A 22,419-nucleotide genomic window follows, 5' to 3' on the forward strand; every position below is an offset into this window, starting at 1 on the left:
TCAGTATCGCCGCAACAATCCAGCCAGGCGCCCCTGCACGCGAATCTGGTCGGGGCGGTAGCGCTGCGGGGAATAGTCGCGGTTGGCGGGATCGAGGCGGACCATCGATCCTTCCTTGCGGAAATATTTGAGCGTCGCCTCCGCATCGTCGATCAATGCGACAACGATCTCGCCCTCGCGGGCGGTTTCGGTCCGGCGGATCAGCGCATAGTCGCCATCGAGGATACCGGCTTCGACCATCGAGTCGCCCGCGACTTCCAGCGCATAATGTTCACCCGAACCGAGCAGCGCGGCGGGAACCGGCAGCATGGTCGAGCCTTCGAGCGCCTCGATCGGGGTACCGGCGGCGATACGGCCGTGCAGCGGAATTTCCACCACGTCGTTCGCCGGCGCAGGCACGGTGGCCGCCGGTGCGGCGGGCGCGCTGACCTTCGGCTTGGGCGCGGGCTTGCGCTCACCCCGCTCCGGCATGCGCAGCACTTCGAGGGCGCGCGCGCGGTTCGGCAGGCGACGGATGAACTCGCGTTCCTCCAGTGCGCTGATCAGGCGGTGCACACCTGACTTGGACTTAAGGTCCAGCGCCTCCTTCATCTCCTCGAACGAGGGCGATACGCCCGTTTCGTTCAGGCGATCGGCGATGAAGCAGATCAGCTCGTGCTGCTTGCGCGTGAGCATCCAATCCTCCGGGTCTAGAACAGACTGGGAACGTTTATGCAATGTTCCGGGCGCGTGTCAAGCGATGTCGAGGATTTCCAGGGAGTCGCCTGTTTTTGCGGGGCCCGCACCGGGTTCGCGGACGATCAGGCAATTGCTGCGGGCCAGTGTCCGCAGCATCGAGCTGTCCTGGATCGTGGAGGCAAATACCCGCCCGTCGACCAGTACGGCACGTAGATAATCGGTGCGGTCGCCATTGGCGGGCAGGTCTTCGCCTAGCAGGGCGGGGCGCGTATGCGGAAAAGGATCCGCCGCGCCGGCAATATGCGCGATGAGCGGCCGCACGAATAGCAGCGCGGTGACGAACACCGATACCGGATTGCCCGGCAGCCCCACCACGGCAGTCGTGCCGCGACGGCCCGCCATCATCGGCTTGCCCGGGCGCAGCGCGATTCGCCAGAAATCGATGACGGCGCCGGCCGCTTCCAGCGCGGGCCGGACGAGATCATGGTCGCCGACCGAGGCGCCGCCGGTGGTGACGAGAATATCGGCATCGACGCTGGCGAAGCTGCGCGTGAGCTGCGCGACGTCATCGGGAAGAATACCCAGGTCGATGATCGTCACTGGCAGGTCGGCCAGCAAGGCGGCGAGCATCGCCCGGTTCGATTCGGGCATTTGCGCCGGGCCGACCGGTTCGCCCGGCGCTACCAGCTCGTCGCCGGTCGAGGCGATCGCTACCCGCACGGGCGCGCGTACCGGCAAGGTCGCGTGGCCTGCCGCCGCAGCGAGCGCTAGCCGTGCCGCCGTCACGCGCTCCCCCGCGGCGATCAGCCGTTCGCCTTCCGAGAAATCCAGCCCACGCCTGCGCACGTTCCGGCCGCGCGCGGCGGGGCCTTCGCCGGCCAGCAGCAGACGGTCGCCCTCGCGCGCAGCCTCTTCCTGCACCAGCACGGTGTCGGCCCCGGCAGGAAGCGGCGCACCGGTGAATATCCGCACGGCTTCCCCCGGCCCGATGCTGCCGGCAAAGCCGCGTCCCGCAGCGCTTTCGCCGATAACCCGAAGCGGCCCCGGCAGATCGGCAAACCGCAGGGCATAGCCGTCCATCGCCGAGAGATCGGCCGAGGGCTGGGTCCGCAGCGCGACCACATCCCCGGCGAGCCACCGCCCGGCCGCTTCCGCGATCGGCACCTGCTCCACGGCGGCGGGCGTGCCCAGCGCCAGCAGGCGCGCCTGAGCCTCGGCGATGGGAAGAAGCGGCGTCATGCCAGTGCCTTGGCCCGGCACGCGGGGGCGTGCAAGCGTTTCAGCCTGCCCGGTTGCCGCCGGACACGCTGCGCAAATCGTCGGGCCGCAGCGGCAGGCGGAATTCGCACAGCGCGCGGTTCTGGCCGGTTTCGACGACGCGGGCGGGGCCGCCGCCGATGCCTGGCAGGGCAATCCATAGCTGCGCGCCCGAGGCAAAGGCATGTCGCGCCTCGAATTCGACCAGATATTGGGTCAGTGCCCGCACCCGGACATTCCACCAGCGGACGCCTTCGCGCACGCGCGCCGCGGCGTCCAGGCGGATCGCCCCCTTGTCGGGGATCAGCAGTTCGCCGTCGGCGTGCGCGCTCGCACCCGCCAGCGATTGCAGCTCCCGCAACCACGGAAGCAAGGTCTGCCAGCCCAGTTCCTCGGCAAAGGCGATGCCCGCGCTCGCGTCGCGCACCCAGCGGACATGCCCGGCCATGGGCCGCAGTCCGTCGAAGATGAGCTGGACCGCGTCGTCCTCGGCCAGCGAGAACCTGCCCTCCACGCCGACGCCGCCCTGCGAGATGTTGCGCGTGGAAACCAGCACCGCGCGGTCGCCGCTGACGATGCCTACGGTCTGGCGCAGCTCGATACGCGGCAGCAGCCGGCGTTCGGCCGGAAGATTGGCGAGATTGCGGGCGAGCATCGCCACCACGTCGATCGGCGTATCGAAGATCAGCCCAGCTTCGCCGCCGTGCGACCAGGCGATATGGCCGGGCAGGCGCAGGCCGTTCGCCAGATCGAGTACTGCCGCCGCCTCGTCGGCTACGGCATCGGCGAGGCGCAGTACCGCGCCGGCTGCGCTCAGCCAGCGGATCGCGCAGTTCTGGCGGGCATCGTCCACCGACAAGGTGCCGCAATCCAACGCGGGCGAATCACTTGCGCCGGCGGAGGGATCGTTCGTGGGAGGATAGGGGCGCTCGCCGCCCAGACTGAAGATTGTATCGGACGTAAGATATTGTCGCATTTGGCCTTCCCGCCCGGTTGTCGCCACTGTGGCGGGGGCCGCTGAAGGGGCCGTTAAGCGAGAGGGTTGCGGAAATACTAACGGGCCGGGAACGGCGCATGCGAGGCGGCGTCGATGCGTGCGCGTCCCTGTTTTCCACCCGCTCCACGCGCGCTCGCCCCGGCGAAAGCGCGGCTCCCGGGGGCAATCGCATGGGTCAGCGGCGCTAAAGGAAACGCTCGTCATCCCGGTTTTCGCCGGGATGACGAGCGTACGGCAGGATGCGCCTCCGTCAGAGCATGTCAGGCTGTCGACGCATAAAGCGAACTGGCAGGAGACGCCCCGATCCCAGTGGTCCAGCGTCCCAATCGTGGAGCTGAAACCCGCCGTTGGTTCATCTCCGACGGCGAAAGTTGGAATGACGAGGTTCGGGACGAAGCTGCAGTTCACAAGCCCACGGATGAACGACGGCTTTCGTGGGGGAGCAGCTGTAGCATTGGATGGATATAATACTCGATTGATCGAGGCTGGGCTGTGGCTTCTCAATAGCGGGATGTGGTCACCAGTCTTGCTGATTCAGTTACCCTCAGTCCCGCCGAGCAATCGCTCTCGGACACCGGTGCGGTAAGCACGCCGGATCGCGACGGGCATTTGCCTGGACAGCAGGGCGGCTGCGGCTTCGGGACAAAGCCGCTCGCTTGCCAGGCGCACATCGAAAATGGCTTCCGGATCCATCGGGTCGTAGGCCCGGCAAAAGCTGTGTGCGGCGCTCTCCACACGCTGCACGAGAGCCGCTCGACCGACGGTGGTGTCGAGGCGAAGATCGCCGTACGCCAAGGCCATTCGCGGTGACAGCGGAACAGCAGGTTTGCTTAGGGCGCGACTCGGCAGTAGCGCGGCGCAGAAGAGCACCAACAACTTCATGGTCTTTCTCCGTGATCGATATCGCGGCAGTCGCGCATGAGCGACTGCCAACACTCAGAGAGGTCGGCTGCGTACCGCTTGCTTCACGTGCCCGCGGGCACAGTTCGCTTTCAGCGCAGGCGCCTGAAATGGAAGTTCCGGACGAAGGGCGCTCCGGCCGGGCTCATCCCCGCAGCAGATTCCGTCATCTCGCTGCCATCCGCCGAGATTACATAAACGCGGACGGAACCGAGCACCTTGTTCTTTGACAGGTTCATGACGAGTATGTTGGGCGCGGGCAGGATGATTGCTGCGCTGTCAGCCTCCGAATTGTCCTGTTCGCTGGGCGCAGCCGATCCGTCGCGCGCGTATCGCACTGCCATGTGCCGCACGCTGCCGTCCTGCGCGGTGATGTCGACGGTCGTTCGCCACTGTCCGGCGCCCACATCCTCGAAGTTGAAGAGGACGCGCTTGGGCGGCGGACCATAGCTGTCCGGCATTCTACCGAGGTCGAGTTCCCATGTACCGAGGAATGGCGAGCGCTCCGTATTCCCTGGCTGAGCAACAGCCGGTGCGCTGGCCAAGAGGGCAATGGCACCGGTCGCGCAGCACAGAACGGAACGCCAGAGTGCGGTTCGCATGCATCTTCTCCTTCGTCCCCCGCGGTTGCAGCGGGGCTTATCGCGACCATCGTGTCGCTTTACGGCACCGCGCACGGCCATGCGGCCTCACGCTCCGGGGCGGTGCACCCGAAGATTGGTTCAGCGCAGTCGATGTACGATGCGCTTAGCGCACCAGCCGATGCTCGCGGACGGTCGTGAGCTGCGCGTGCCACTGCGCCACGAGGGCGATCGTCAAAAGCTCGATCACGAGCACGGCGCCTTGCAATAGTGCCTGGCGGCCATCGATGAACAACACGCCCATAAACAGCACGAGGGTCGCCGATGCAGAGAGGCTGAGGCTGCCCCAGCGAAGTGCCGCCCTCCAGTTCCGGTCCAGCACAACCCACGCAATCCGCACATGTCCAAGGCCGATCAGTAGCTGCAGCAATGCCAGGGAGGGGACGGCTGCCTGGTAGACGCCGCGCAGTCGGCTTTCCTGCACGCTGCCGTCGATCACGGCTCCGCCCAATCCATGATGCCCCGGGTACAGATAGGGCAGGTCGAACAGCGCACACCCGATCTGCAACGCTGCGACCGGCAGCATCACCCCCAGGACCAATGCATAGCTGGTAAGGACGAACCTGCCCTCTTCGGCAGTCAGCATGCTGCGCCCTGCGGCGAGGATGCAACCAAAGGCGAACTGCAACGGCGCACCTTCCGCAGCAGCGGTTTCCAGTTCCGCCTCCATCGCCCGTGCCCAGTCGCGATTACGCTCACCTAAAAGGGCGGCAGCGAAGCGCAACATGATGCGCGCGAACGACACCTTCATGCCCAGGCTCCTTGCAATGGTGGTTGCGGCGCGCTGCCTGCAAGCTCGAGGGCTAGCGCAGCACCTGCCGATGTCAGGCGATAGGCATGTCGTGCCGGCCGCCCTGGTTGCTCCGGCTCACGCCATTCTGCCTCAACGAGTTCCTGCTCCGTCATGCGCATCAGCAGTGGATAGAGCGTCCCCGACAGGAGGCCCGTGGCCTTCATCAGATCATAGCCATGCCGCCATTCATCGCGCGACTCCAGAAGGGCGCGGAGAAGGAGGCGCATCTGCCTGGAGGGTTGCCGCTTACGAACCATGTGCCATAAACAACATATGTAGATTTAAGAGTCAAGGGCTCTGGCGATTCCTGCTGTGGGTCAGTCGCTCCCGATATACGCTACCTGGCAGACCGGCCGGCCCCGGCGTGAGCGGACAATCAAAGTCGTAATTGGAACGGCGATAGTTGGTCGGAAGATGCCCCAAGGCGAACCGGCTTAACGGCAACTCTATGCCTGGTTCTTCTCCGAAAGCGGTCACGTCCGCTTCCGCCGATAGCGGTCCTTTATGGGTTCGCGATCTGGTTTCAGCCGTGCCAGTCGCCCGATTTGCCGCCGGTCTTGGAAACCAGCCGGATGTCGCCCAGCACCATCGCCTTATCGAGCGCCTTGGCCATGTCGTAGAGCGTCAGCAGCGCAACCGAGACGGCGGTCAGTGCCTCCATCTCCACGCCGGTCTTGCCTTCGGTCGTGGCGGTCGCGGTTGCCGTCACGCCGGTTTCGTCGAGCGCGAGGTCGATCGCGACGCGGTTGAGCGGCAGGGGATGGCACAGCGGGATCAGCTCGGCCGTCTTCTTCGCGGCCATGATGCCGGCGATGCGGGCGGTGGCGAGCACATCGCCCTTTTTGACGCTGCCCTCGCGGATCGCCGCTGCCGCTTCCGGGGACATGGTGATGCGGCCCTGCGCCACCGCTTCGCGCGCGGTGACGGCCTTGCCGCCGACATCGACCATATGTGCCGCGCCTTCGGCATCGAGATGGGTGAGACGGCTCATCCCACCAGGGCGCGGGTCGCCGCCTCTACATCGGCCTGCCGCATCAGCGACTCGCCGATCAGGAAGCAACGGATGCCGTGTTCGGCCATCGCATCCAGGTCGTCGCGCCCGTTCAGCCCTGATTCGGCGACGAAGGTGCAGTCGCCCGGCGCATGGCGGACGAGTTCATAGGTCTTCTGGACATCGACCTCGAACGTCTTGAGATTGCGATTGTTTACGCCGATCAGGCGCGAGCGGAGCTTCAGCGCACGGTCCAGTTCTGCAGCGTCGTGCACCTCGACCAGCGCATCCATGCCGGCCTCGATCGCGGCCGCTTCGATTTCGGCCATCTGGCCGTCCTCCAGCGCGGCGACGATGATGAGGATCGCATCGGCACCCATCGCGCGCGATTCGCCGACCTGCCAGGGATCGACCAGAAAGTCCTTGCGGATCACCGGCAGGTCGCACGCCGCGCGCGCCGCGATCAGATAGTCCTCATGCCCCTGGAAATAGTCATGGTCGGTCAGCACCGACAGGCAGGCGGCGCCGCCGGCCGCATAGGCACGGGCATGGGCCGGCGGATCGAAATCGGCGCGGATCAGCCCTTTGGACGGGCTGGCCTTCTTGATCTCCGCGATCAGTCCGTAGCCGCCGGCAGCGGCGCGCGCATCGAGGGCGGCCTTGAAGCCGCGCGGCGCCGACGGCGTCGGGTAGCTGCGGGGCGCGGCCTTGCGGGCAGCGACTTCGCTGCGCTTGGTGGCGAGGATCGTGTCGAGAATGGTGCTCATGCGAACGCGATCCAGCAGTCGAGCAGCGCGTTGGCAAGGCCATTGTCGATGACTTCTGCCGCTTCCTCGACGCCCTGCGGCAGATCGTCGGCGCGCCCCGCCACCATCAGCGCGGCGGCGGCGTTGAGCAGCACCGCGTCGCGATAGGGGCCGTGCTCGCCCTGGAGCAGGCGACGCAGGGCGAGGGCATTATAGGCCGGGTCGCCGCCGCGGATCGCCGTGAGCGGGTGGCGGGGAAGCCCCGCATCTTCGGGCGTGATCCGGCCGGGCAATGCGGCACGGCCGACATTGACGACGACGCTCGCCGCCTCGGTCGAAAGCTCGTCGAGCGCGTCCTCGCCGGAAACGATCGCGGCCGCTTCGGCGCCGAGCTGTTCGAGCGCCTCGGCATAGATTGGCGCATAATCGGGGCGGGCGATGCCGATAAGCTGGCGGGTGACATGCGCCGGATTTGCAAGCGGGCCCATCAGGTTGAAGATGGTGCGACGGGCGATGCGGCGGCGGATCGGCGCGATCCGCGCCAGCGCGGGGTGGTGATGCTGCGCGAACAGGAAGGCGATGCCGATTTCGTGCAGACTTTCTTCCGCACGAGCGGCCGCGCGGTCGAGGTTGAGGCCCAGCGCCTCCAGCGTATCGGCGGCGCCTGCCTTGGACGAGGCGGCGCGGTTGCCGTGCTTGGCCACCGGCACGCCGGCGGCGGCGACCACCAGACTGACGGCGGTCGAGACGTTGAGCGTGTGGTGGCCGTCTCCGCCGGTGCCGCACACATCGATGGCGCCGGCGGGCGCGGTGATCGGGATCAGCCGGGCGCGAAGGGCGCGCGCCGCCTCGGCAATTTCGATACTGGTTTCACCGCGCTCGGAAAGCGCGATCAGAAAGGCTTCGATATCCGCTTCGGGCGCGGTGCCGTCGAGCATGTCGGCAAAGGCCTGCGCGGCGGTTTCGCGGGCAAGCGGGGAAGACGGATCGGGGAGCAGGGAGAGGCGAGTCACGCCGTCTCTATTCGAGGGGAGAGCGGCCTTGTCGAGCAAATCCTTGCTGGGGCCGCAGCACGTGCCACGGCCCCGAAGGATCAATTGGCCTTTTTCGGCTTGGTATAGGGCACGAACTTGTCGAGGATGACGAAGCCGCGCTGGAACTGTGAAGCACGATCGACCAGCCGCACGCTGTCGATGCTGCACAGCTCCGAACCATAAGTATGCGTGACGAGGATCGAATCGTCGTCCAGCTGGTCGGCGCCGGCGCGCGGCGTGTTCACATAGAGCGTGCCGCCGCTGCCATAGACGATCGCTTTGCGGTCAATGATCCGCGTGCTGTCGGTCATCGGCAGGCTGATGCAGTCGACCGGCTTGCCGGCAACACGGCCGGCCAGCAGCTTCTGCAACTGGGCTTCAGGGGTGCTGCGGTCGCCCTGGGCGAGCGCAGCTGGCGCCGCGGCGAGCGCGACACCGGCGAGCAGGGTCTGGAGCAGCTTTTTCATGGCCCGAGTCGTAGCATATTCGCGATGAACGGGCGCTGAAATTCCGCATTCGTTCAGGCGATTGCCTTCGCCTCGATGCCGGCGATGCGCAGGAAATTGGCCAACATCGCATGGCCGTGCTCGGTGGCGATGCTTTCGGGGTGGAACTGCACGCTGTGAATGGGCAGTTCGGCGTGGTGGAACCCCATGACCGAGCCGTCCCCTGCGGTGGCGTTCACCACCAGGCTGGCAGGAATGTCGGTGACGATCAGCGAATGGTAGCGAGTCGCGGTGAAGGGCGAGGGCAGGCCGGCGAACAGGCCGGTGCCGTCGTGCGACACGGGCGAGGTCTTGCCGTGCATCAGCCCGCCGCGGACCACCGATCCGCCGAAATGCTGGCCGATCGCCTGATGACCCAGGCACACACCCAGCAGCGGCTTGCCGGTGGCGGCGCAGGCTGCAACCAGATCGAGGCTTATACCGGCCTCGCTGGGAGTGCGCGGGCCAGGCGAAATCAGGAACGCCTGGGCGTTGCTGGCAATCGCTTCCTGCGCACTCAGCGAGTCGTTGCGCACCACTTTCACCTCGGCACCGAGGTCCATCAGATAATGCACCAGGTTCCAGGTGAAGCTGTCGTAGTTATCCAGGACGAGGATCATGGGAGCCGCGTTAGGCGCTTTGCGGCGGCTCGACAATGTTTGTGCCTTGGCACCGCCACAGTGCCGGGGCAACGCTGGTGCAACAGGGGCGTTCAACGCCGCGCAAGGAGTAACCCGATGATTGCCAGACTGATCACCGCCGCAGCGCTGCTCGCCGCACCGGCTCTCGCCCAGGCGCAGGCGCAGGATCAGGGCGCCGCGACGCAACGGCCGCCGAAGCGCGTGCGCAGCGTGCTGCTCTATGGCGATGAAGCCTGCCCCAAGGCGACCACGCCAGACGAAGTGGTGGTGTGCGCCAATGCCGGCGAATCGCCCTATCGCATCCCCAAGCGCTTCCGCGATCAGGCGAAGCACGACGCGCCTTCGACCTCGTGGACACGCCGCATGGAAGTGGTGGAGGAAGTGAACCGCGCAGGCTTGCCCAATAGCTGCTCGCCGGTCGGATCGGGAGGCCAGACCGGCTGCACCGCCAAGATGATCCAGCAATGGTATCAGGAGAAGCTGGACAAGGAAGCGGCAGACACCCCGCCCAAGCCCTGATGCAGGGTGGCGGGCGCCCGGCCTATTGGCCGAAGCCCGCCTCGCTCGCCCGCGCCACCGCCTCGCGCGCGGCGGCGAACAGCGCGCCCGACTTGGCCTCGCATTCGCGTTGCTCATAGGCAGGATCGGAGTCGGCGACGATGCCGGCGCCGGCCTGCACATGGATCGTCCCGTCCTTCACCAGTGCGGTGCGCAGCACGATGCACGAATCCATCGATCCGTCGGGCGAGAAATAGCCGACGCCGCCGGCATAGGGGCCGCGCGTTTCCGGTTCCAGCTCGGCGATAATCTCGCAGGCACGGACCTTGGGCGCGCCGCTGACCGTGCCGGCCGGAAATCCGGCGAACAGCGCATCGATCGCATCCGCGCCGTCGCGCAGCCGGCCGACGACGTTCGACACGATGTGCATCACATGGCTGTAGAACTCGACCGTGTAGCTGTCGGTCACGCGGACGCTGCCCGGCGCGGCGGCACGGCCGACATCGTTGCGGCCCAGATCGAGCAGCATCAGATGCTCGGCGCGTTCCTTGGGATCGGCGAGCAGCGAGGCGCGGTTCGCTTCGTCCTCGGCCGCGGTGCGGCCGCGAGGGCGGGTGCCGGCGATCGGGCGAATGGTGATCTCGCCGTCGCGCGCGCGCACCAGAATCTCCGGGCTGGAGCCGATCAGCGCGAAGCCTGGCAGGTCGAGATGATAGAGAAACGGCGAGGGATTGATCCGCCGCAGCGACCGGTAAAGCTCGAACGGCGGCAGCGTGAACGGTGCGGTGAAGCGCTGGGCGAGCACGACCTGAAAGATATCGCCGGCGGTGATATAGTCCTTTGCTGCCGCCACCATCTCGGCATAGCGGCCGGGGGGGAGCACGGGGTGCGGCGTGACCGGTTCGGGTTCCGCGCGCACCGGCGCGGGCAGGGGCGCGCTCGCCAGCCGGGCGGCGACGGCGTCGATCCGCTCCGCCGCCTGCTCGACATCGCCCCCGGGCCAGACCGGCGCCACGAGGTAAAGCGCATCGGCCAGCCGATCGAACACGAGCAGCACGGTCGGCCGCACGAAGATCATGTCGGGCACGCCGACCGGGCTCTGCGGCGCGCGGGGCAGCGTTTCGACGAGGCCGATCGTCTCGTAGCTGAAATAGCCGACCAGACAGGCCAGCGCGCGCGGCAATGCCGCCGGCACGTCCATCCGGCAATCGGCCACCAGCGCGCGCAGTGCCTCCAGCGCTGGTGCGGTGCAGGGTTCGAACGCTTCGCGGTCGGTCAGCCAGGTGCGATTGATCGCGGCCTGCGCCCCCGTCGCCTGAAACACCAGATCGGGCGCGAGGCCGATCAGGCTGTGGCGGCCGCGCACCGACCCGCCTTCGACCGACTCGAGCAGAAAGTCGCCGCGCCCGGGCTCGATCAGCTTGAGCGCCGCCGCCACCGGCGTTTCGGTGTCGGCGATCTGGCGCCGCCAGATCAGCGCAGGCTTGCCCGCAGCCAGCGCGGCGCGGGCTGCCTCGAGTCCCTCGATCACTGGTCGCCGGCGCCGCTGCGCAGCAGATCCGCTCGCAGGCGCGCGATCGCGGTTTCATTGCGCGTGATCTTGAGCTGCTTGCGCATGGCCGACGAGAATTCGCGAGCATATTCGCCGGCGCCCATCTGGGTGAGGCCGCTGCGGATCGGCTGCATCGTCACGGCGTCGCCGGCGGCGCTGCCCGGCTGGATCGTGTCGACGAACACGACATAATAGCCGGCCCGTGCCGGGGCCTCGACGACCCGTGCCGTCTTCACCTTCATGTCGAAGGCTGCCTGGATGAACGTTTCCTTGTCACGCAGTTCGGAGCGCTTGAAGTCGAACGGCTTGGGCGGCGCGCCCTTGGTCACGCCGGCTTCGGTCAGTGCCTGTTGCATCGGCACGCCCTTCTGCACCTTCGCCATCACGACATTGGCGGCCGCGCGCGCCTTCGCGAGCGCCTGGTCTAGCAGATAGTCGGCCTTCACCTTGTCGGTGATCTGGGCGAGCGGACGGGGTGCCGCCGGTACGATCCGCTCCAGCGAGACGACGGCGAAGCTGCCATCGGGCCCGGCGGGAACGATCTGCGGCTCGTCACCCGGCTGATCGAAGCCGAACCCGGTCTTCATTACCGCGCTGATCGCCGGCGTGGGCTTGGTATCCGGGTTCAGCGGATCGGTGCCGGCTGCCGTGAGCGCGGGCGTGCGCTGCGCGGTGAGCTTGGCGTCGCGGACGGCTTCGTCGAAATTCTTGCCGCTGCCGATGCCGTCGTCGATCGACTGGCGGAGATCGCCGAGCAGCCCCGAAAGCTTCCGCTGGCTGATTTCCTGCGCGATTTCGCCGCGCACCTGCTCCAGCGAGCGGGCGGCGATCCTGTCGACCTTGGCGATGCGGAACACATACCAGGTGCCGCCAAGCTGACTTGGCCCGGTGAGTGCGTTGGCGCCCGCCGTGAATGCAGCGTCGGCAAATGCCTGCGACACCTGCTTGGCAAGGGCAGGGCGATCGACGGAGTCGACCTTGCGCATCTCCAGCCCCGCCACTTTCGCAGCAGCCGCGAGATCGCCGCCCTTGGCAGCATCGGCGACCTTCTGGGCGGTCGCGCGGTCGAGGGCGGTCACCAGTTCCACGCTGCGCTTTTCGCTGGCGGCATAGCGTGCGGCGTTGGTCTGATAGGCCTTGGCGATTTCGGCGTCGCTGGCTGTAGCCTGCGCCTTCAGCAGGTCCGGCGTGGCAAGGGCATAGCGGACCACGCGCAGCGCCGGCACCATGTAGCGATTGCGGTTGCGCTGATAATAATCGGCAAGCGTCTTCGCATCGGGTGCGGCGCCAGGGTCCATCGCTGCCGACTGGATGAAGCCGACGATGCCCGTGCGCCGTTCGAGCAGCATCGAGGCATAGGGCAGGGCGATCCCTTCCGGCGCGGGCAGGCGCATCGTCGCCGGGCCAAGCAGCCAGTTGGCGTAGCGCTCGTTGGTGATCGCCTCGCGATACTGGGCCGGGCTGATGCGGTTCTGCGCCAGCAACTGTTCGAACGTCTGCTGGCTGAACTTGCCGTCCATCCCCGCGAACTGCGGATTGTTGGCGATATCGGTGTCGATCAGCAGCTTGCCGACGCGCATGTCGTTGCGATTGCCATAGCTGATCATCGCCGCCGAATTGATCGCGTCGTCCAGCGCCGCCTCGAAGGCACCCTGCGCAAGTGCCTGCGCCATCGTGACATTCTGGCCCTGCGCCTGGGCGTTGCGGATCAGGCGATCAAGCCGTTCGCGCACGTCCTTTTCGGTGACGTCCCGGCCGTTGACGCGCGCCAGCGCGGGGCTGCCGCCGCTCAGATTCATCGAACGCAGACCGGTGACGTCACTCGCCGCAAAGGCAATCGCGAGAAGGCCGAGAAACAGAAAGACCGCGACCAGTCCGTAGCGCGACTTGGTGAATTTCCGGAAGGCGTTGAGCATTGGAAGCCGTTCGTTCGAGGATTTGGCGCCCGCTTTAGGGCGGGTGTCGCGCGCCTTCAAGCTTGTGCCGCGCGCCGGGATTGCTAACGGCTGGCAGTAACGGACAATAAGGGGATGGATATGCGCCGCAAGCTGGTCGCTGGAAACTGGAAGATGCACGGGCTGCGCGCCCAGCTTGGGGAAGTCGAGGCGATCGCCGCGGCCGCAGCGGCGCATCCGGGTGTCGATACGCTGCTCTGCGTGCCGTTCACGCTGATCGCCGACGCCGCGCGGATTGCTGGTGCCATGCCGATCGGCGCACAGGATGTGCACGAATCGGATCAAGGCGCGCATACCGGTTGCATCTCTGCATCGATGCTGGCCGAGGCCGGCGCGCAACTGACCATCGTCGGCCATTCGGAGCGCCGCGCCGACCAGCATGAAACGAGCCACGATGCCTGGGCCAAGGCGGCGGCAGCGCGGCGCCATGGCCTTGGGGTGATCCTCTGCTGTGGCGAGACCGAGGCCGAGCACGACGCGGGGCGGGCGGAGCGCATCGTTCAGTCGCAGATCGAAAAATCGCTGCCCGATGCTGCCGGCCCCGACTGGCTGACGGTCGCCTATGAACCGCGCTGGGCGATCGGCACCGGCAAGACGCCGACGCTCGACGAAATCGCGACGATGCACGCGATCATCCGCGCCAAGCTTCGCTCGATGATCGGTGCATCGGCGTCGGAAATGCGGATTCTGTATGGCGGATCGGTAACGGGGGCCAATGCGGGTTCGATCCTGGCGGTCGACAATGTCGATGGCGCGCTGGTTGGCGGCGCGAGCCTCTCGGCCGCGAAGTTCGTTCCCGTAATCGAAGCGGCTGCGCAGGTCGGCTGATTAACGGTTTGTCGGTGCATTGGCGCTACCAAGCGTCATGCATCGCGCGTTCCGATTCGTACCTCCCGGCAAGACAAAGCTAGAACGCGCGATTCTGGTCGAGCAATATCGTACGCTCAGCCGCCTGATTCCGCTGATGTACGCACTGGTTTTCGCGGATGCGCTGTTCCTGAGCTTTGCAGCCTATGAAATTGCACCCGCTGGACTTAGCCTCGGTGTGCCGCTGTTATTGGGACTGGCTGCAGCTATTCGCAGCGCGTTCTGGGTGCGACGCCGGCGGCATGGTGTTCCGGATGTGCGCCGCATCCGCCGCAACCTGCTTAGCACCACGATTGTCGCCGGACTGCTCAGCGTCGCTTTTGGCGGCTGGGGTGTCGCGTTATACCAGCATCTCGATCTGCCCGGCCGCGCCTGTATTGGCCTCTATGCCTTTATCGGCACGATAAGCTGCTGTTATTGCCTGCAATCACTGCCGAACGCGGCACGCCTGGTGCTCATATGCGGCTCACTGCCGATCACCTTGTGCCTGATGACCTCGCACAACTGGCTGCTTACGGGACTTAGCGTCGACATCATTGTCGTGTCGGCGGTTATCATGCGCATGTTCAGCGCCAACTATACGAGCTTCATAGACGCGCTCGCCTCGCGCCTCGAAATGCTTTCGGAGCAGCGCCGGGCCCGGTTGGCTGAAGGGCGCGCGCACCAGCTTGCCTATCACGACCCGCTGACCGGGCTGTCCAACCGCCGCGCACTGGAAGAATTTTTGGGCATGGCTGCTGGAGCTGCAGGCAGCGCCAGCTGCTTCGGCCTGCTCATCGTCGACCTGGACCGCTTCAAGGCGGTGAACGACGTGCACGGCCATCCGGCCGGTGACCAGTTGCTGCGCGAAGTGGCGCGCCGGTTGCGTGAGATCGTCGGCGAAGAAGGACAAAGCTATCGGCTGGGCGGTGACGAGTTCGCGGTTGCTGTCCCGTTCGTTCCGGGCGGCGCGGATCGGGTATTGGCCGTGGCGCATGCCATTGTCCGTGCGCTGGAGCTGCCTTTCGCGATTGGTGGCAAGACGCACCACATTGGCGCCAGCGTGGGGATTGCACTGTCGCCCGATGACGGTGAGGGCGCGGAAACGCTGATGCGCCGCGCCGATGTGGCACTGTACAAGGCAAAGGAGTCGGGGCGCGGCTGCTACTGCGCCTTTGCCCCGCGAATGGACGCTGAAATCCGCCGCCGATCGATGATCGAGGCCGAAATGCGCGTCGCGCTGGCGTCTGGGCAATTCTATCCCTGCTATCAGCCGATCGTCGAACTGGCGAGCGGCAGCGTCGTCGGGTTCGAGCTGCTGGCGCGGTGGCGCCGGCCGGCCGGTGCCGGAATTGGTCCGGATCAGTTCATCCCGATCGCCGAGGAATGTGGGCTCATCAATGAGCTGATGCTGCATCTGCTCGAGCGGGCATGCACGGAAACGCGCGGCTGGCCGAGTGATTGCGCCATTGCCGTGAACGTGTCGCCTGTGCAGCTGAAGGATGGCTGGCTCGCGCAGAAGATGCTGGCGATCCTCGCTCGTACCGGCTTTCCGGCACATCGGCTTACCGTAGAGATCACCGAAAACGCGCTGATCGTCGATGCCGAGAACGCCAAGCAGGTCGTCGAATCCCTGAAGAACCAGGGTATTCAGCTATCGCTCGATGATTTCGGGACCGGCTATTCGTCGATCCAGCATTTGCGGATGTTGCCGTTCGACAAGATCAAGATCGATCGCTCGTTCGTCGAGTCACTCGATCGCGATGCCGATGCCCTTAAGATGGTGCGCGGTATCATCGGCCTGGCCGCCATGCTGGAGCTGACCGTGATTGCAGAAGGGATCGAGCAGGTCGAAACCGCCACCCGGTTGCGGCGCCTGGGATGCGCGCAGGGACAGGGGTATCTGTTCGGCCATCCCATGACGGCTGAGGAAGTGGAGAACTGGCTGCGCGGACGCGGCTTTGGCGAAGTTTCTGCTGTAAGGCCGGATGCAAACCGGTCGCTAAGCCGGTAAGGTTGGGGCGGCGCGGCGCTGTCCACGCCCGCCGCCCCTGATTGGCTCAGCTACGGCCGTAGCGGTCCTTCAGCACTTTCCACGTGGCGCGCAGGCTGACTGCTTCGGCACCCTTGGGACGGCCGGGCTTGGCACTGCCGTTCCAGCAGAAAATGTCGAAATGCGCCCATTGGGCGCCGGTCGGGGCGAATTCTTTCAGGAACAGCGCGGCGGTGATCGCACCGCCGAACGGGCCCTCGGCGGCGTTGACCATATCGGCCACGTCCGACTTCAGCAGTTCCTTGTACGGATCGTAGAGCGGCATCCGCCAGATCGGATCGGCCTCTTCCTCGCCAGCGGCGAGGATTTCGGCTGCCAGTGTTTCGTCATTGGCAAACAGCGCCTGCAGGTCGGCACCCAGCGCGACGCGGGCGGCGCCGGTGAGCGTGGCAAAGTCGAACACCAGTTCTGGGTTCTTTTCTTCGGCCTTTGTCAGCGCATCGCCCAGGATGAGCCGGCCTTCGGCATCGGTATTGCTATTCTCGACGGTGATGCCCTTGCGCGAGATCATCACGTCGCCGGGCCGCGTCGCCTCGCCCGAAATCGAATTCTCGACGGCGGGAACGAGCATATGCAGCCGCACGGGCAGGCGGTTCATCATCACCAGCTCGGCCAGCGCCAGCGCATGGGCAGCGCCACCCATGTCCTTCTTCATCAGCCGCATGCCGCTGGCGGGCTTGATGTCCAGGCCACCGCTGTCGAAGCAGACGCCCTTGCCGATGATGGCAATGCGCGGATGGTCGGGATTGCCCCATTCCAGCTCGATCAGGCGCGGCTCGCGGCCCTTGCCGGCGGCCTTGCCGACCGCCCAGAGCATGCCATAGCCCTGCTCGAGTGCTTCGCCCTTCACCACGCTGAAGCTGGCGCCATAGGCCTTGGCGAGTTCGGAACCGGCCAGTTCGAGATCGGCAGGGCTCATGTCGTTGGCGCCGGTGTTGATCCGGTCGCGAAGCTTCCAGGTGACGGTGGCGAGGCGGACGGCCTCGTCCATCTTGGCGGGGTCGCCGGTCAGCAGTACGCGGGCGCCCTGCGGCTTGGCTTCGGGCTTCTTGTAACGATCGAACCGGTATTGGGCGACGAGCCAGCCATAAATGGCCTTGCCCGGCTCGATACCTTCCACGCGGTAGCTGCCTTCGGGCAGCGTCTCTGCCAGCTTGGCGAGGCACCAGGGCGAGAGCTTGTCGACATTGGCGACGACGCTGATGACCGCCCAGTCCTCGGGATTGTCGCCGGGCAGGATGGCGCTCGAATAGCCGACCGGTGCCAGCTTCTGCGCCAGCGCGGCTGCGCGGTGGCGCGGCGGCTGGGCCGCAAGCCAGGCGTCGAAACCCTTGGGGTCGATCAGGTGAATGGAACGCGCGGCCTGGCCGCGATCGGGCTGAACAAGCGTAGTAGGGTCCGTCATACCCGCTGATCTAGGGCGCCGTACCGCCCGCGCCTAGCCATTGTGCGGGGTTTTTTGGCGATGTTTCGGAACAACCGCGTGTTCCCTTGGGTTTGCGCGCTATTCCTGACGCATTTGCCGGTGGCGTGAGCACGCCGGTCGCGCCGCCCTTGCCGGGAGAACGGCTCATGTCCGACGTTCGCGCATCATCCAGTTCCAGCTGGTACCATCGCCGACGCGCCGGCAGCTGGACAGCCCGCATCGTCGGCGCGGTCGTCGCGCTGATCGGATTGGTTCTTGCCATCGGCGGCGCATGGCTGCTGTTGCTCGGCGGATCGCCCTATTACTTCGTCACGGGCGTGGCGATGCTGGCTTCGGGCGCATTGCTGGTGCGGGGGCAAGTGGAGGGCGGGTGGCTCTACATCGCCATCGTCGTGCTGACCTTCCTGTGGGCGTGGTGGGAAGTCGGTTCCAATGCCTGGGCGCAGGTGCCGCGGGTCGTCGCGCCGGCGGTATTGCTGCTCGCGGTGCTGGCGGCGATGGCGTCGCTCACCCGGCGCGCCGGGCGGTGGCGGCTCGCCGGAATCGGAGTGGTCGTTGCCGTGGCAGTAACGGCAGTGGATCTGGCGGTCGCCGCAGCGGGGCAGCCCGCCGTTTTGCAGGGCACATTGCCCGCGCCCGGATCGACCGGCATGGCCGATCCGTCGGGTCAGCAGAGCGGCGCGGACTGGCCGAGCTATGGCGGCACCGGCAGCGCCCGCCGTTACTCCCCGCTGGCGCAAATCAATGCCGCGAATGTCGGGTCGCTCAAGCGCGCCTGGATGATCCACACCGGCGACATGCCGCGCGATCCGCAGATCGCGAAGACCTATGGCGCGGAAAACACACCGCTCAAGATCGGCGACAGCCTCTATCTTTGCACGCCAAAGAACATCCTGATCGCGCTGGATGCGGCGAGCGGCGCCCAGCGCTGGCGCTATGATCCCAATGTCTCCGACAAGGCGATCCCCTACACGGCCGCCTGCCGCGGTGTCGTCTATTATGCCGTGCCCGGCATGGCGGCGAACCAGCCTTGCGCCACCCGGGTTATCGAAGGGACGCTTGATGCCCGCCTGATCGCGGTTGATGCCCACACCGGGCGGCCCTGCGCAGACTTCGGCACGGGTGGGCAGGCCGACATCAAGAAGGGCATGGGGCAGGTGCCGTTCGGCTATGTCTCGATCAATTCGCCGCCGACGCTGGTTCGCGGCATTCTTGTCGTCGGCCACCAGGTGCTCGACGGTCAGGACCGCTGGGAGCCCTCGGGCGTAATCGAGGGGTTCGATGCGCGCACCGGTCAGCTCCGCTGGGCCTGGGACATGATGCACCCGGACTGGAACGGCTATCCGCCCGCCGGTCAGGAATGGGCGCGTGGCACCCCGAATATGTGGACCACCGCCAGCGGCGACGAGCAGCTCGGGCTGGTCTATCTGCCGATGGGCAATGCCTCGGCCGATTATTATTCGAGCCTTCGTCGCCCGCAGGAGAATATGTTCGCCACCTCGCTGGTCGCGCTCGACGTGACTACGGGCAAGCCGCGCTGGCGGTTCCAGGCTGTGCGCAACGATGTATGGGACTATGATTTCGGCGCGCAGGCGACGCTGGTGGACTATAAGGGTACGCCGGCGCTGGTGCTGCCATCCAAACAGGGTGACATCTACATCCTCGACCGCCGCACCGGCCGCCCGTTGACGCCGGTGGGCGAGATCCGCGCGCCGCAGCTCGGCGTGGAACCGCAGCAGCGTGCCGCCACCCAGCCGGTCTCGCTATGGCATACGCTGCGCAAAGCCGACCTGACCGAGCGGGACATGTGGGGCATGTCGCCGATCGACCAGATGGTCTGCCGCATCCAGTTTCGCCGGGCCAGTTATCACGGCTTCTTCACGCCTCCCGAAGCCGATCGCCACTCGATCGAATATCCCGGCTATAATGGCGGCACCGACTGGGGCGGCGTTGCGGTTGATCCGCAGCGCGGGGTGATCGTCGCCAATTACAACGACATGCCCAACTATGTCCGGCTGGTCCCGCGCGCCGAGGCGAACAAGCGCGGCTGGGCGCCGCGCGACCAGGCCCGGGGCAGCATCGGCGGCGCCGAAGGGGCGGGCGATCCCCAGGCGCACACGCCTTATGCAATCGACGTGAATGCCGGCTGGCAGCTGCCCTTCACCGGTATGCTCTGCAAACAGCCTCCTTATGGCGGCATCCGCGCAATCGACATGGCGACGGGCAAGACGATCTGGGACCGCCCGCTCGGCACCGCGCGCACCAACGGTCCGTTCGGCATCCCCTCGATGCTGCCCTTCACGATCGGTACGCCGAACAACGGCGGGTCGGTGGTAACGGCAGGCGGGATCATCTTCGTCGCCGCGGCAACCGACAACCTGATCCGCGCGATCGACCTGCGCACCGGCAAGACGCTGTGGCAGGACGTGTTGCCCGCCGGCGGGCAGGCGACGCCGATCACCTATCAGGTCGGCGGCAAGCAATATCTGGTCATCTACGCCGGCGGCCATCATTTCATGAAGACGCCGGTGGGCGACGAAGTTGTGGCCTATGCGCTGCCGGGGTGAGGAATTTGCCGGGCGTCAGTCGTTGCGCGGCTTCACGTCCGGCGCGCAAAGGGCGAGCGCGTTGCGGATCATATAGGTCAGCCGGTCGCGGGCGCCGGCAAGCTGCACGGGGTCGAGCCCGCGTTCCTGCGTCTCGAAATTCAGATAGCGGATGTGGTGCAGCACCGCATAGTTGGATAGCGACCCGTCGCTCGCCACGACCCGTTCCTGCACGACGTTGAAATCGGCGCCGACCATCTGGTTGCGGCAAAAGGCATCTTCTGGCCGCTGCGAGGCGCGATAGGTGGCGAAGGCAACCGTGTCGTCATCGTCGAACGGCCAGGCACGCGCCTGTGACGGGCTTGGCGTCAGCGTGTCGTCGCAAAAGCGGATCGAGATGATGCCCTCGCCCTTGGGGTCATCGCGATGGCATTTGGAATCGGTCGGGTCGAACCCCGGCGAATTGGTGTGGAGCGCAATGATCGGCCCGCCGATGCGCGGCAGATCGGCCAGCACGCGATCGGCATAGGCGGGAAGGGCGCTGTCGAAATTGCGGTTGGGGTCGATCGGCTTTCCATAGGCGACGGCGGCATTGTAGCGCTCGCCATCATGGCCCGGCGCGATGCCGGAATCGACGGCGATCAGCACGCCGCCATAATGGCGTATGGCCCATAGTCCGGCTTCGAACCCGGCATTCTCATTGTCGTGCGGCACGAAGAACAGCGGCCCGCGCGGGTGCCGCGGATCGGTGATCCGCCACAACCGCCATTTTCCGCGTTCGGCCGTGAACTCGATCCGCCGAACCGACAGGCCCCGCCATTCGGCGGGGTCGCGGTGGCGGGAGAAATCGTCATCCACCACCGTCAGCGGATCGACCCGCGACACCACCGCCCGATCCGGCACGGCGCCGGTGATCGCCAGCGATCCAAGCGCCAGTGCGGAAAGGGCGGCAAGCTTCAGCATCAGCGCGGCATCACCAGGAACTGCTCGAACTTGCCCTCCGCGCCCGGCTCGGCATAGGTGACTGCCATCAGTTCGCGATCCTTGTAGCGGATCACATAGTTGCGGTTGACGAACCCGCCGCGCAGCCGGGCCTTGCCCGTCGGGAGAAACGCCAGCGGTTCGCCGAGCGCGCTCAGGCTGGCGCGATAGTCGCCAAGCACCGTCGCATCGAAGAAGTAGTTGGCGTCGTCGGTCATCAGCGCGCGATCGGGCGTGCCCCCGCGCAACTGGTCGAACAGCGTGCGCGCCAGCGCATCGCGCTGCTGATCGATCGAGGGCTCGGCCTTCACCGGCAGCAACAGATCGGTGATGCCGTTCGCGATCGCTTCCTGCGCGCCGCCGAAATCGGCATTGACCAGCGCGACGACGGCGTAGCGCTCGTCGGGGATCACGATGTTGCTCGAGAGGAAACCGACCGCCTCGCCCCCGTGCGAGACTTCGCGCTTGCCGCCGTGCTCGCCCAGCGACACGCCCAGGCCATAGCGCGTCGGTGCGCCGTTGGTCAGCTTCACTTCGGTTTCCTGCGCCGCCCAGTCATCGGCCGGCATCACGCTGCGGTTGATGCGGGCGATATCCCATTTGGCAAGGTCGCTCGCGCTCATTGCCAGCTCGCCCGCAGCCCAAAGCCAGCCATCGGCCGCCGGCTGTGCCGGGCGCACCGGGCCGAGCGCGAAGCGGTGCGTGCCCTGCGGGAAGCCCTTGCCGATCGCCTTGTCCTGATCGATCGGGTGCATGCCCAGCGGCTTGAAGATCTTCGCTTCGAGATAGTCGAGCAGCTTCATGCCCGATGCCTTCTCGATAATCATGCCGGCGACGACATAGCCGGTATTCGAATATTGCCAGGCGGTGCCGGGCGCGAAATCGAGCGGCTTCTTCGCCCAGCGATCGACAATCTGCTGCGGCGTCACCGGCGTTTCCATCGCCTTGAAGCTGTAATCCTGCGGCCAGTAATCCTGCAGCCCTGCGGTGTGGCTGAGCAGTTCGCGGATCGAAATCTGGTCGGCATCGGTGACGTCCGGCACCCATTTGGCGACCTTGTCGTCAAGGCTCAGCTTGCCCTCATCCTCCAGCATCAGCAGCGCGGCGGCCGTGAACTGCTTGGAAATCGACGCAATCTGGTATTTGGCGCTCGCATCGGGGCCGTTGCGGATACCGGGGCCCTGATCGCCATACGCCTTGGCGAAGACGATTTTCCCGTCGCGCACGATCGCTACGGAAGCGGACGGCACGCCCGAGCTCTTCAACGCATCGCCGACAATAGCATCGACTTTCGCGGCCTGATCCGCCGTGAGCTGCTGGGCAGCGGCAGGCGTGGCGATCAACAGGGCAGCGGCAAGGGCGGTACGGAACATCGGGCCTCCGGAATGAAAGGGAGCGT

At 66.2% G+C, this 22,419-nt stretch carries 21 protein-coding genes; 4 read left to right on the plus strand and 17 right to left on the minus strand.

Annotated elements, in window-relative coordinates:
- The 12 genes from lexA to ACT53K_RS06465 all read right to left on the minus strand — a co-directional run bounded on the left by lexA (position 1) and on the right by ACT53K_RS06465 (position 9,142).
- Entirely contained in the window at positions 1-675 is a 675-nt protein-coding gene (lexA, locus tag ACT53K_RS06410) for a transcriptional repressor LexA (protein WP_476227740.1), read from the minus strand.
- Positions 676-732: 57 nt separating this feature from the next.
- Positions 733-1,917, minus strand: a complete 1,185-nt coding sequence (locus ACT53K_RS06415; RefSeq protein ID WP_476227741.1) for a molybdopterin molybdotransferase MoeA — start codon at positions 1,915-1,917, stop codon at positions 733-735.
- A gap of 40 nt (positions 1,918-1,957) precedes the next feature.
- Positions 1,958-2,911, minus strand: a complete 954-nt coding sequence (locus ACT53K_RS06420; protein ID WP_476227742.1) for a PilZ domain-containing protein — start codon at positions 2,909-2,911, stop codon at positions 1,958-1,960.
- A 555-nt stretch (positions 2,912-3,466) separates the two neighbouring features.
- Positions 3,467-3,814 (minus strand): UrcA family protein, encoded by a 348-nt coding sequence (locus ACT53K_RS06425; protein ID WP_476227743.1) that lies wholly within the window; start codon positions 3,812-3,814, stop codon positions 3,467-3,469.
- A 110-nt stretch (positions 3,815-3,924) separates the two neighbouring features.
- Complete coding sequence (locus ACT53K_RS06430) at positions 3,925-4,434, minus strand: hypothetical protein (RefSeq protein ID WP_476227744.1); 510 nt, start codon at positions 4,432-4,434, stop codon at positions 3,925-3,927.
- A gap of 145 nt (positions 4,435-4,579) precedes the next feature.
- Positions 4,580-5,224 (minus strand): hypothetical protein, encoded by a 645-nt coding sequence (locus ACT53K_RS06435; protein ID WP_476227745.1) that lies wholly within the window; start codon positions 5,222-5,224, stop codon positions 4,580-4,582.
- On the minus strand, positions 5,221-5,523 hold the full coding sequence (locus ACT53K_RS06440; protein ID WP_476227746.1) for a PadR family transcriptional regulator: 303 nt from the start codon (positions 5,521-5,523) through the stop codon (positions 5,221-5,223). Before ACT53K_RS06440 ends, ACT53K_RS06435 begins: the two co-directional genes overlap by 4 nt.
- 266 nt (positions 5,524-5,789) lie before the next feature.
- On the minus strand, positions 5,790-6,257 hold the full coding sequence (moaC, locus tag ACT53K_RS06445) for a cyclic pyranopterin monophosphate synthase MoaC (protein ID WP_476227747.1): 468 nt from the start codon (positions 6,255-6,257) through the stop codon (positions 5,790-5,792).
- Positions 6,254-7,024: an indole-3-glycerol phosphate synthase TrpC gene (gene trpC, locus ACT53K_RS06450; RefSeq protein WP_476227748.1), complete on the minus strand. Its 771-nt coding sequence runs from the start codon at positions 7,022-7,024 to the stop codon at positions 6,254-6,256. The genes moaC and trpC overlap by 4 nt, the downstream gene beginning before the upstream one ends.
- A complete protein-coding gene (gene trpD / locus ACT53K_RS06455) occupies positions 7,021-8,016 on the minus strand; it encodes an anthranilate phosphoribosyltransferase (RefSeq protein ID WP_476227749.1) in 996 nt (331 codons plus the stop codon). Before trpD ends, trpC begins: the two co-directional genes overlap by 4 nt.
- Positions 8,017-8,096: 80 nt before the next feature.
- The gene (locus tag ACT53K_RS06460) at positions 8,097-8,504 is read right to left on the minus strand and encodes a hypothetical protein (RefSeq protein ID WP_476227750.1); all 408 of its coding nucleotides are present in this window, start codon (positions 8,502-8,504) and stop codon (positions 8,097-8,099) included.
- A gap of 53 nt (positions 8,505-8,557) precedes the next feature.
- Positions 8,558-9,142, minus strand: coding sequence for an anthranilate synthase component II (locus ACT53K_RS06465; RefSeq protein ID WP_476227751.1), 585 nt, complete (start codon positions 9,140-9,142; stop codon positions 8,558-8,560).
- 117 nt (positions 9,143-9,259) lie between these two features.
- Here ACT53K_RS06465 and ACT53K_RS06470 point away from each other — a divergent pair, with 117 nt between their 5' ends.
- Positions 9,260-9,682, plus strand: a complete 423-nt coding sequence (locus ACT53K_RS06470) for a hypothetical protein (RefSeq protein ID WP_476227752.1) — start codon at positions 9,260-9,262, stop codon at positions 9,680-9,682.
- A 22-nt stretch (positions 9,683-9,704) separates the two neighbouring features.
- On the opposite strand, the gene ACT53K_RS06475 is transcribed toward ACT53K_RS06470, so the two are convergent.
- Both ACT53K_RS06475 and ACT53K_RS06480 read right to left on the minus strand, forming a co-directional pair.
- Positions 9,705-11,189, minus strand: coding sequence for an anthranilate synthase component I family protein (locus ACT53K_RS06475; RefSeq protein ID WP_476227989.1), 1,485 nt, complete (start codon positions 11,187-11,189; stop codon positions 9,705-9,707).
- A complete protein-coding gene (locus ACT53K_RS06480; protein WP_476227753.1) occupies positions 11,189-13,129 on the minus strand; it encodes a peptidylprolyl isomerase in 1,941 nt (646 codons plus the stop codon). Before ACT53K_RS06480 ends, ACT53K_RS06475 begins: the two co-directional genes overlap by 1 nt.
- Before the next feature lie 120 nt (positions 13,130-13,249).
- Here ACT53K_RS06480 and tpiA point away from each other — a divergent pair, with 120 nt between their 5' ends.
- Together tpiA and ACT53K_RS06490 are read left to right on the plus strand one after the other, a co-directional pair.
- Positions 13,250-13,996, plus strand: coding sequence for a triose-phosphate isomerase (tpiA, locus tag ACT53K_RS06485; RefSeq protein WP_476227754.1), 747 nt, complete (start codon positions 13,250-13,252; stop codon positions 13,994-13,996).
- A gap of 37 nt (positions 13,997-14,033) precedes the next feature.
- Positions 14,034-16,028: a putative bifunctional diguanylate cyclase/phosphodiesterase gene (locus ACT53K_RS06490; protein WP_476227755.1), complete on the plus strand. Its 1,995-nt coding sequence runs from the start codon at positions 14,034-14,036 to the stop codon at positions 16,026-16,028.
- 46 nt (positions 16,029-16,074) lie between these two features.
- Here the strand turns inward: ACT53K_RS06490 and ACT53K_RS06495 are convergent, their stop codons facing one another.
- On the minus strand, positions 16,075-17,472 hold the full coding sequence (locus tag ACT53K_RS06495) for a leucyl aminopeptidase family protein (RefSeq protein ID WP_476227756.1): 1,398 nt from the start codon (positions 17,470-17,472) through the stop codon (positions 16,075-16,077).
- A 167-nt stretch (positions 17,473-17,639) separates the two neighbouring features.
- Between ACT53K_RS06495 and ACT53K_RS06500 the strand changes: the two genes are divergently transcribed.
- On the plus strand, positions 17,640-20,060 hold the full coding sequence (locus tag ACT53K_RS06500) for a membrane-bound PQQ-dependent dehydrogenase, glucose/quinate/shikimate family (protein ID WP_476227757.1): 2,421 nt from the start codon (positions 17,640-17,642) through the stop codon (positions 20,058-20,060).
- 15 nt (positions 20,061-20,075) lie between these two features.
- On the opposite strand, the gene ACT53K_RS06505 is transcribed toward ACT53K_RS06500, so the two are convergent.
- Both ACT53K_RS06505 and ACT53K_RS06510 read right to left on the minus strand, forming a co-directional pair.
- Positions 20,076-21,002 (minus strand): hypothetical protein, encoded by a 927-nt coding sequence (locus tag ACT53K_RS06505; RefSeq protein WP_476227758.1) that lies wholly within the window; start codon positions 21,000-21,002, stop codon positions 20,076-20,078.
- Positions 21,002-22,393, minus strand: coding sequence for a serine hydrolase domain-containing protein (locus tag ACT53K_RS06510; protein WP_476227759.1), 1,392 nt, complete (start codon positions 22,391-22,393; stop codon positions 21,002-21,004). The genes ACT53K_RS06505 and ACT53K_RS06510 overlap by 1 nt, the downstream gene beginning before the upstream one ends.
- Positions 22,394-22,419: the final 26 nt, after the last annotated feature.

The sequence above is a fragment of the Sphingomonas sp. DMC8 genome (assembly GCF_056314185.1).

Bases quoted from the DNA above. Each gene is read 5' to 3' on its own strand.
- lexA (WP_476227740.1), bottom strand. From the start codon at position 675: ATGCTCACGCGCAAGCAGCACGAGCTGATCTGCTTCATCGCCGATCGC.
- ACT53K_RS06435 (WP_476227745.1), bottom strand. From the start codon at position 5,224: ATGAAGGTGTCGTTCGCGCGCATCATGTTGCGCTTCGCTGCCGCCCTT.
- ACT53K_RS06470 (WP_476227752.1), top strand. From the start codon at position 9,260: ATGATTGCCAGACTGATCACCGCCGCAGCGCTGCTCGCCGCACCGGCT.
- ACT53K_RS06415 (WP_476227741.1), bottom strand. From the start codon at position 1,917: ATGACGCCGCTTCTTCCCATCGCCGAGGCTCAGGCGCGCCTGCTGGCG.
- ACT53K_RS06480 (WP_476227753.1), bottom strand. From the start codon at position 13,129: ATGCTCAACGCCTTCCGGAAATTCACCAAGTCGCGCTACGGACTGGTC.
- moaC (WP_476227747.1), bottom strand. From the start codon at position 6,257: ATGAGCCGTCTCACCCATCTCGATGCCGAAGGCGCGGCACATATGGTC.
- trpC (WP_476227748.1), bottom strand. From the start codon at position 7,024: ATGAGCACCATTCTCGACACGATCCTCGCCACCAAGCGCAGCGAAGTC.
- ACT53K_RS06425 (WP_476227743.1), bottom strand. From the start codon at position 3,814: ATGAAGTTGTTGGTGCTCTTCTGCGCCGCGCTACTGCCGAGTCGCGCC.
- ACT53K_RS06430 (WP_476227744.1), bottom strand. From the start codon at position 4,434: ATGCGAACCGCACTCTGGCGTTCCGTTCTGTGCTGCGCGACCGGTGCC.
- ACT53K_RS06495 (WP_476227756.1), bottom strand. From the start codon at position 17,472: ATGACGGACCCTACTACGCTTGTTCAGCCCGATCGCGGCCAGGCCGCG.
- ACT53K_RS06505 (WP_476227758.1), bottom strand. From the start codon at position 21,002: ATGCTGAAGCTTGCCGCCCTTTCCGCACTGGCGCTTGGATCGCTGGCG.
- ACT53K_RS06490 (WP_476227755.1), top strand. From the start codon at position 14,034: ATGCATCGCGCGTTCCGATTCGTACCTCCCGGCAAGACAAAGCTAGAA.
- ACT53K_RS06465 (WP_476227751.1), bottom strand. From the start codon at position 9,142: ATGATCCTCGTCCTGGATAACTACGACAGCTTCACCTGGAACCTGGTG.
- ACT53K_RS06440 (WP_476227746.1), bottom strand. From the start codon at position 5,523: ATGGTTCGTAAGCGGCAACCCTCCAGGCAGATGCGCCTCCTTCTCCGC.
- ACT53K_RS06460 (WP_476227750.1), bottom strand. From the start codon at position 8,504: ATGAAAAAGCTGCTCCAGACCCTGCTCGCCGGTGTCGCGCTCGCCGCG.
- ACT53K_RS06500 (WP_476227757.1), top strand. From the start codon at position 17,640: ATGTCCGACGTTCGCGCATCATCCAGTTCCAGCTGGTACCATCGCCGA.
- ACT53K_RS06420 (WP_476227742.1), bottom strand. From the start codon at position 2,911: ATGCGACAATATCTTACGTCCGATACAATCTTCAGTCTGGGCGGCGAG.
- tpiA (WP_476227754.1), top strand. From the start codon at position 13,250: ATGCGCCGCAAGCTGGTCGCTGGAAACTGGAAGATGCACGGGCTGCGC.
- ACT53K_RS06510 (WP_476227759.1), bottom strand. From the start codon at position 22,393: ATGTTCCGTACCGCCCTTGCCGCTGCCCTGTTGATCGCCACGCCTGCC.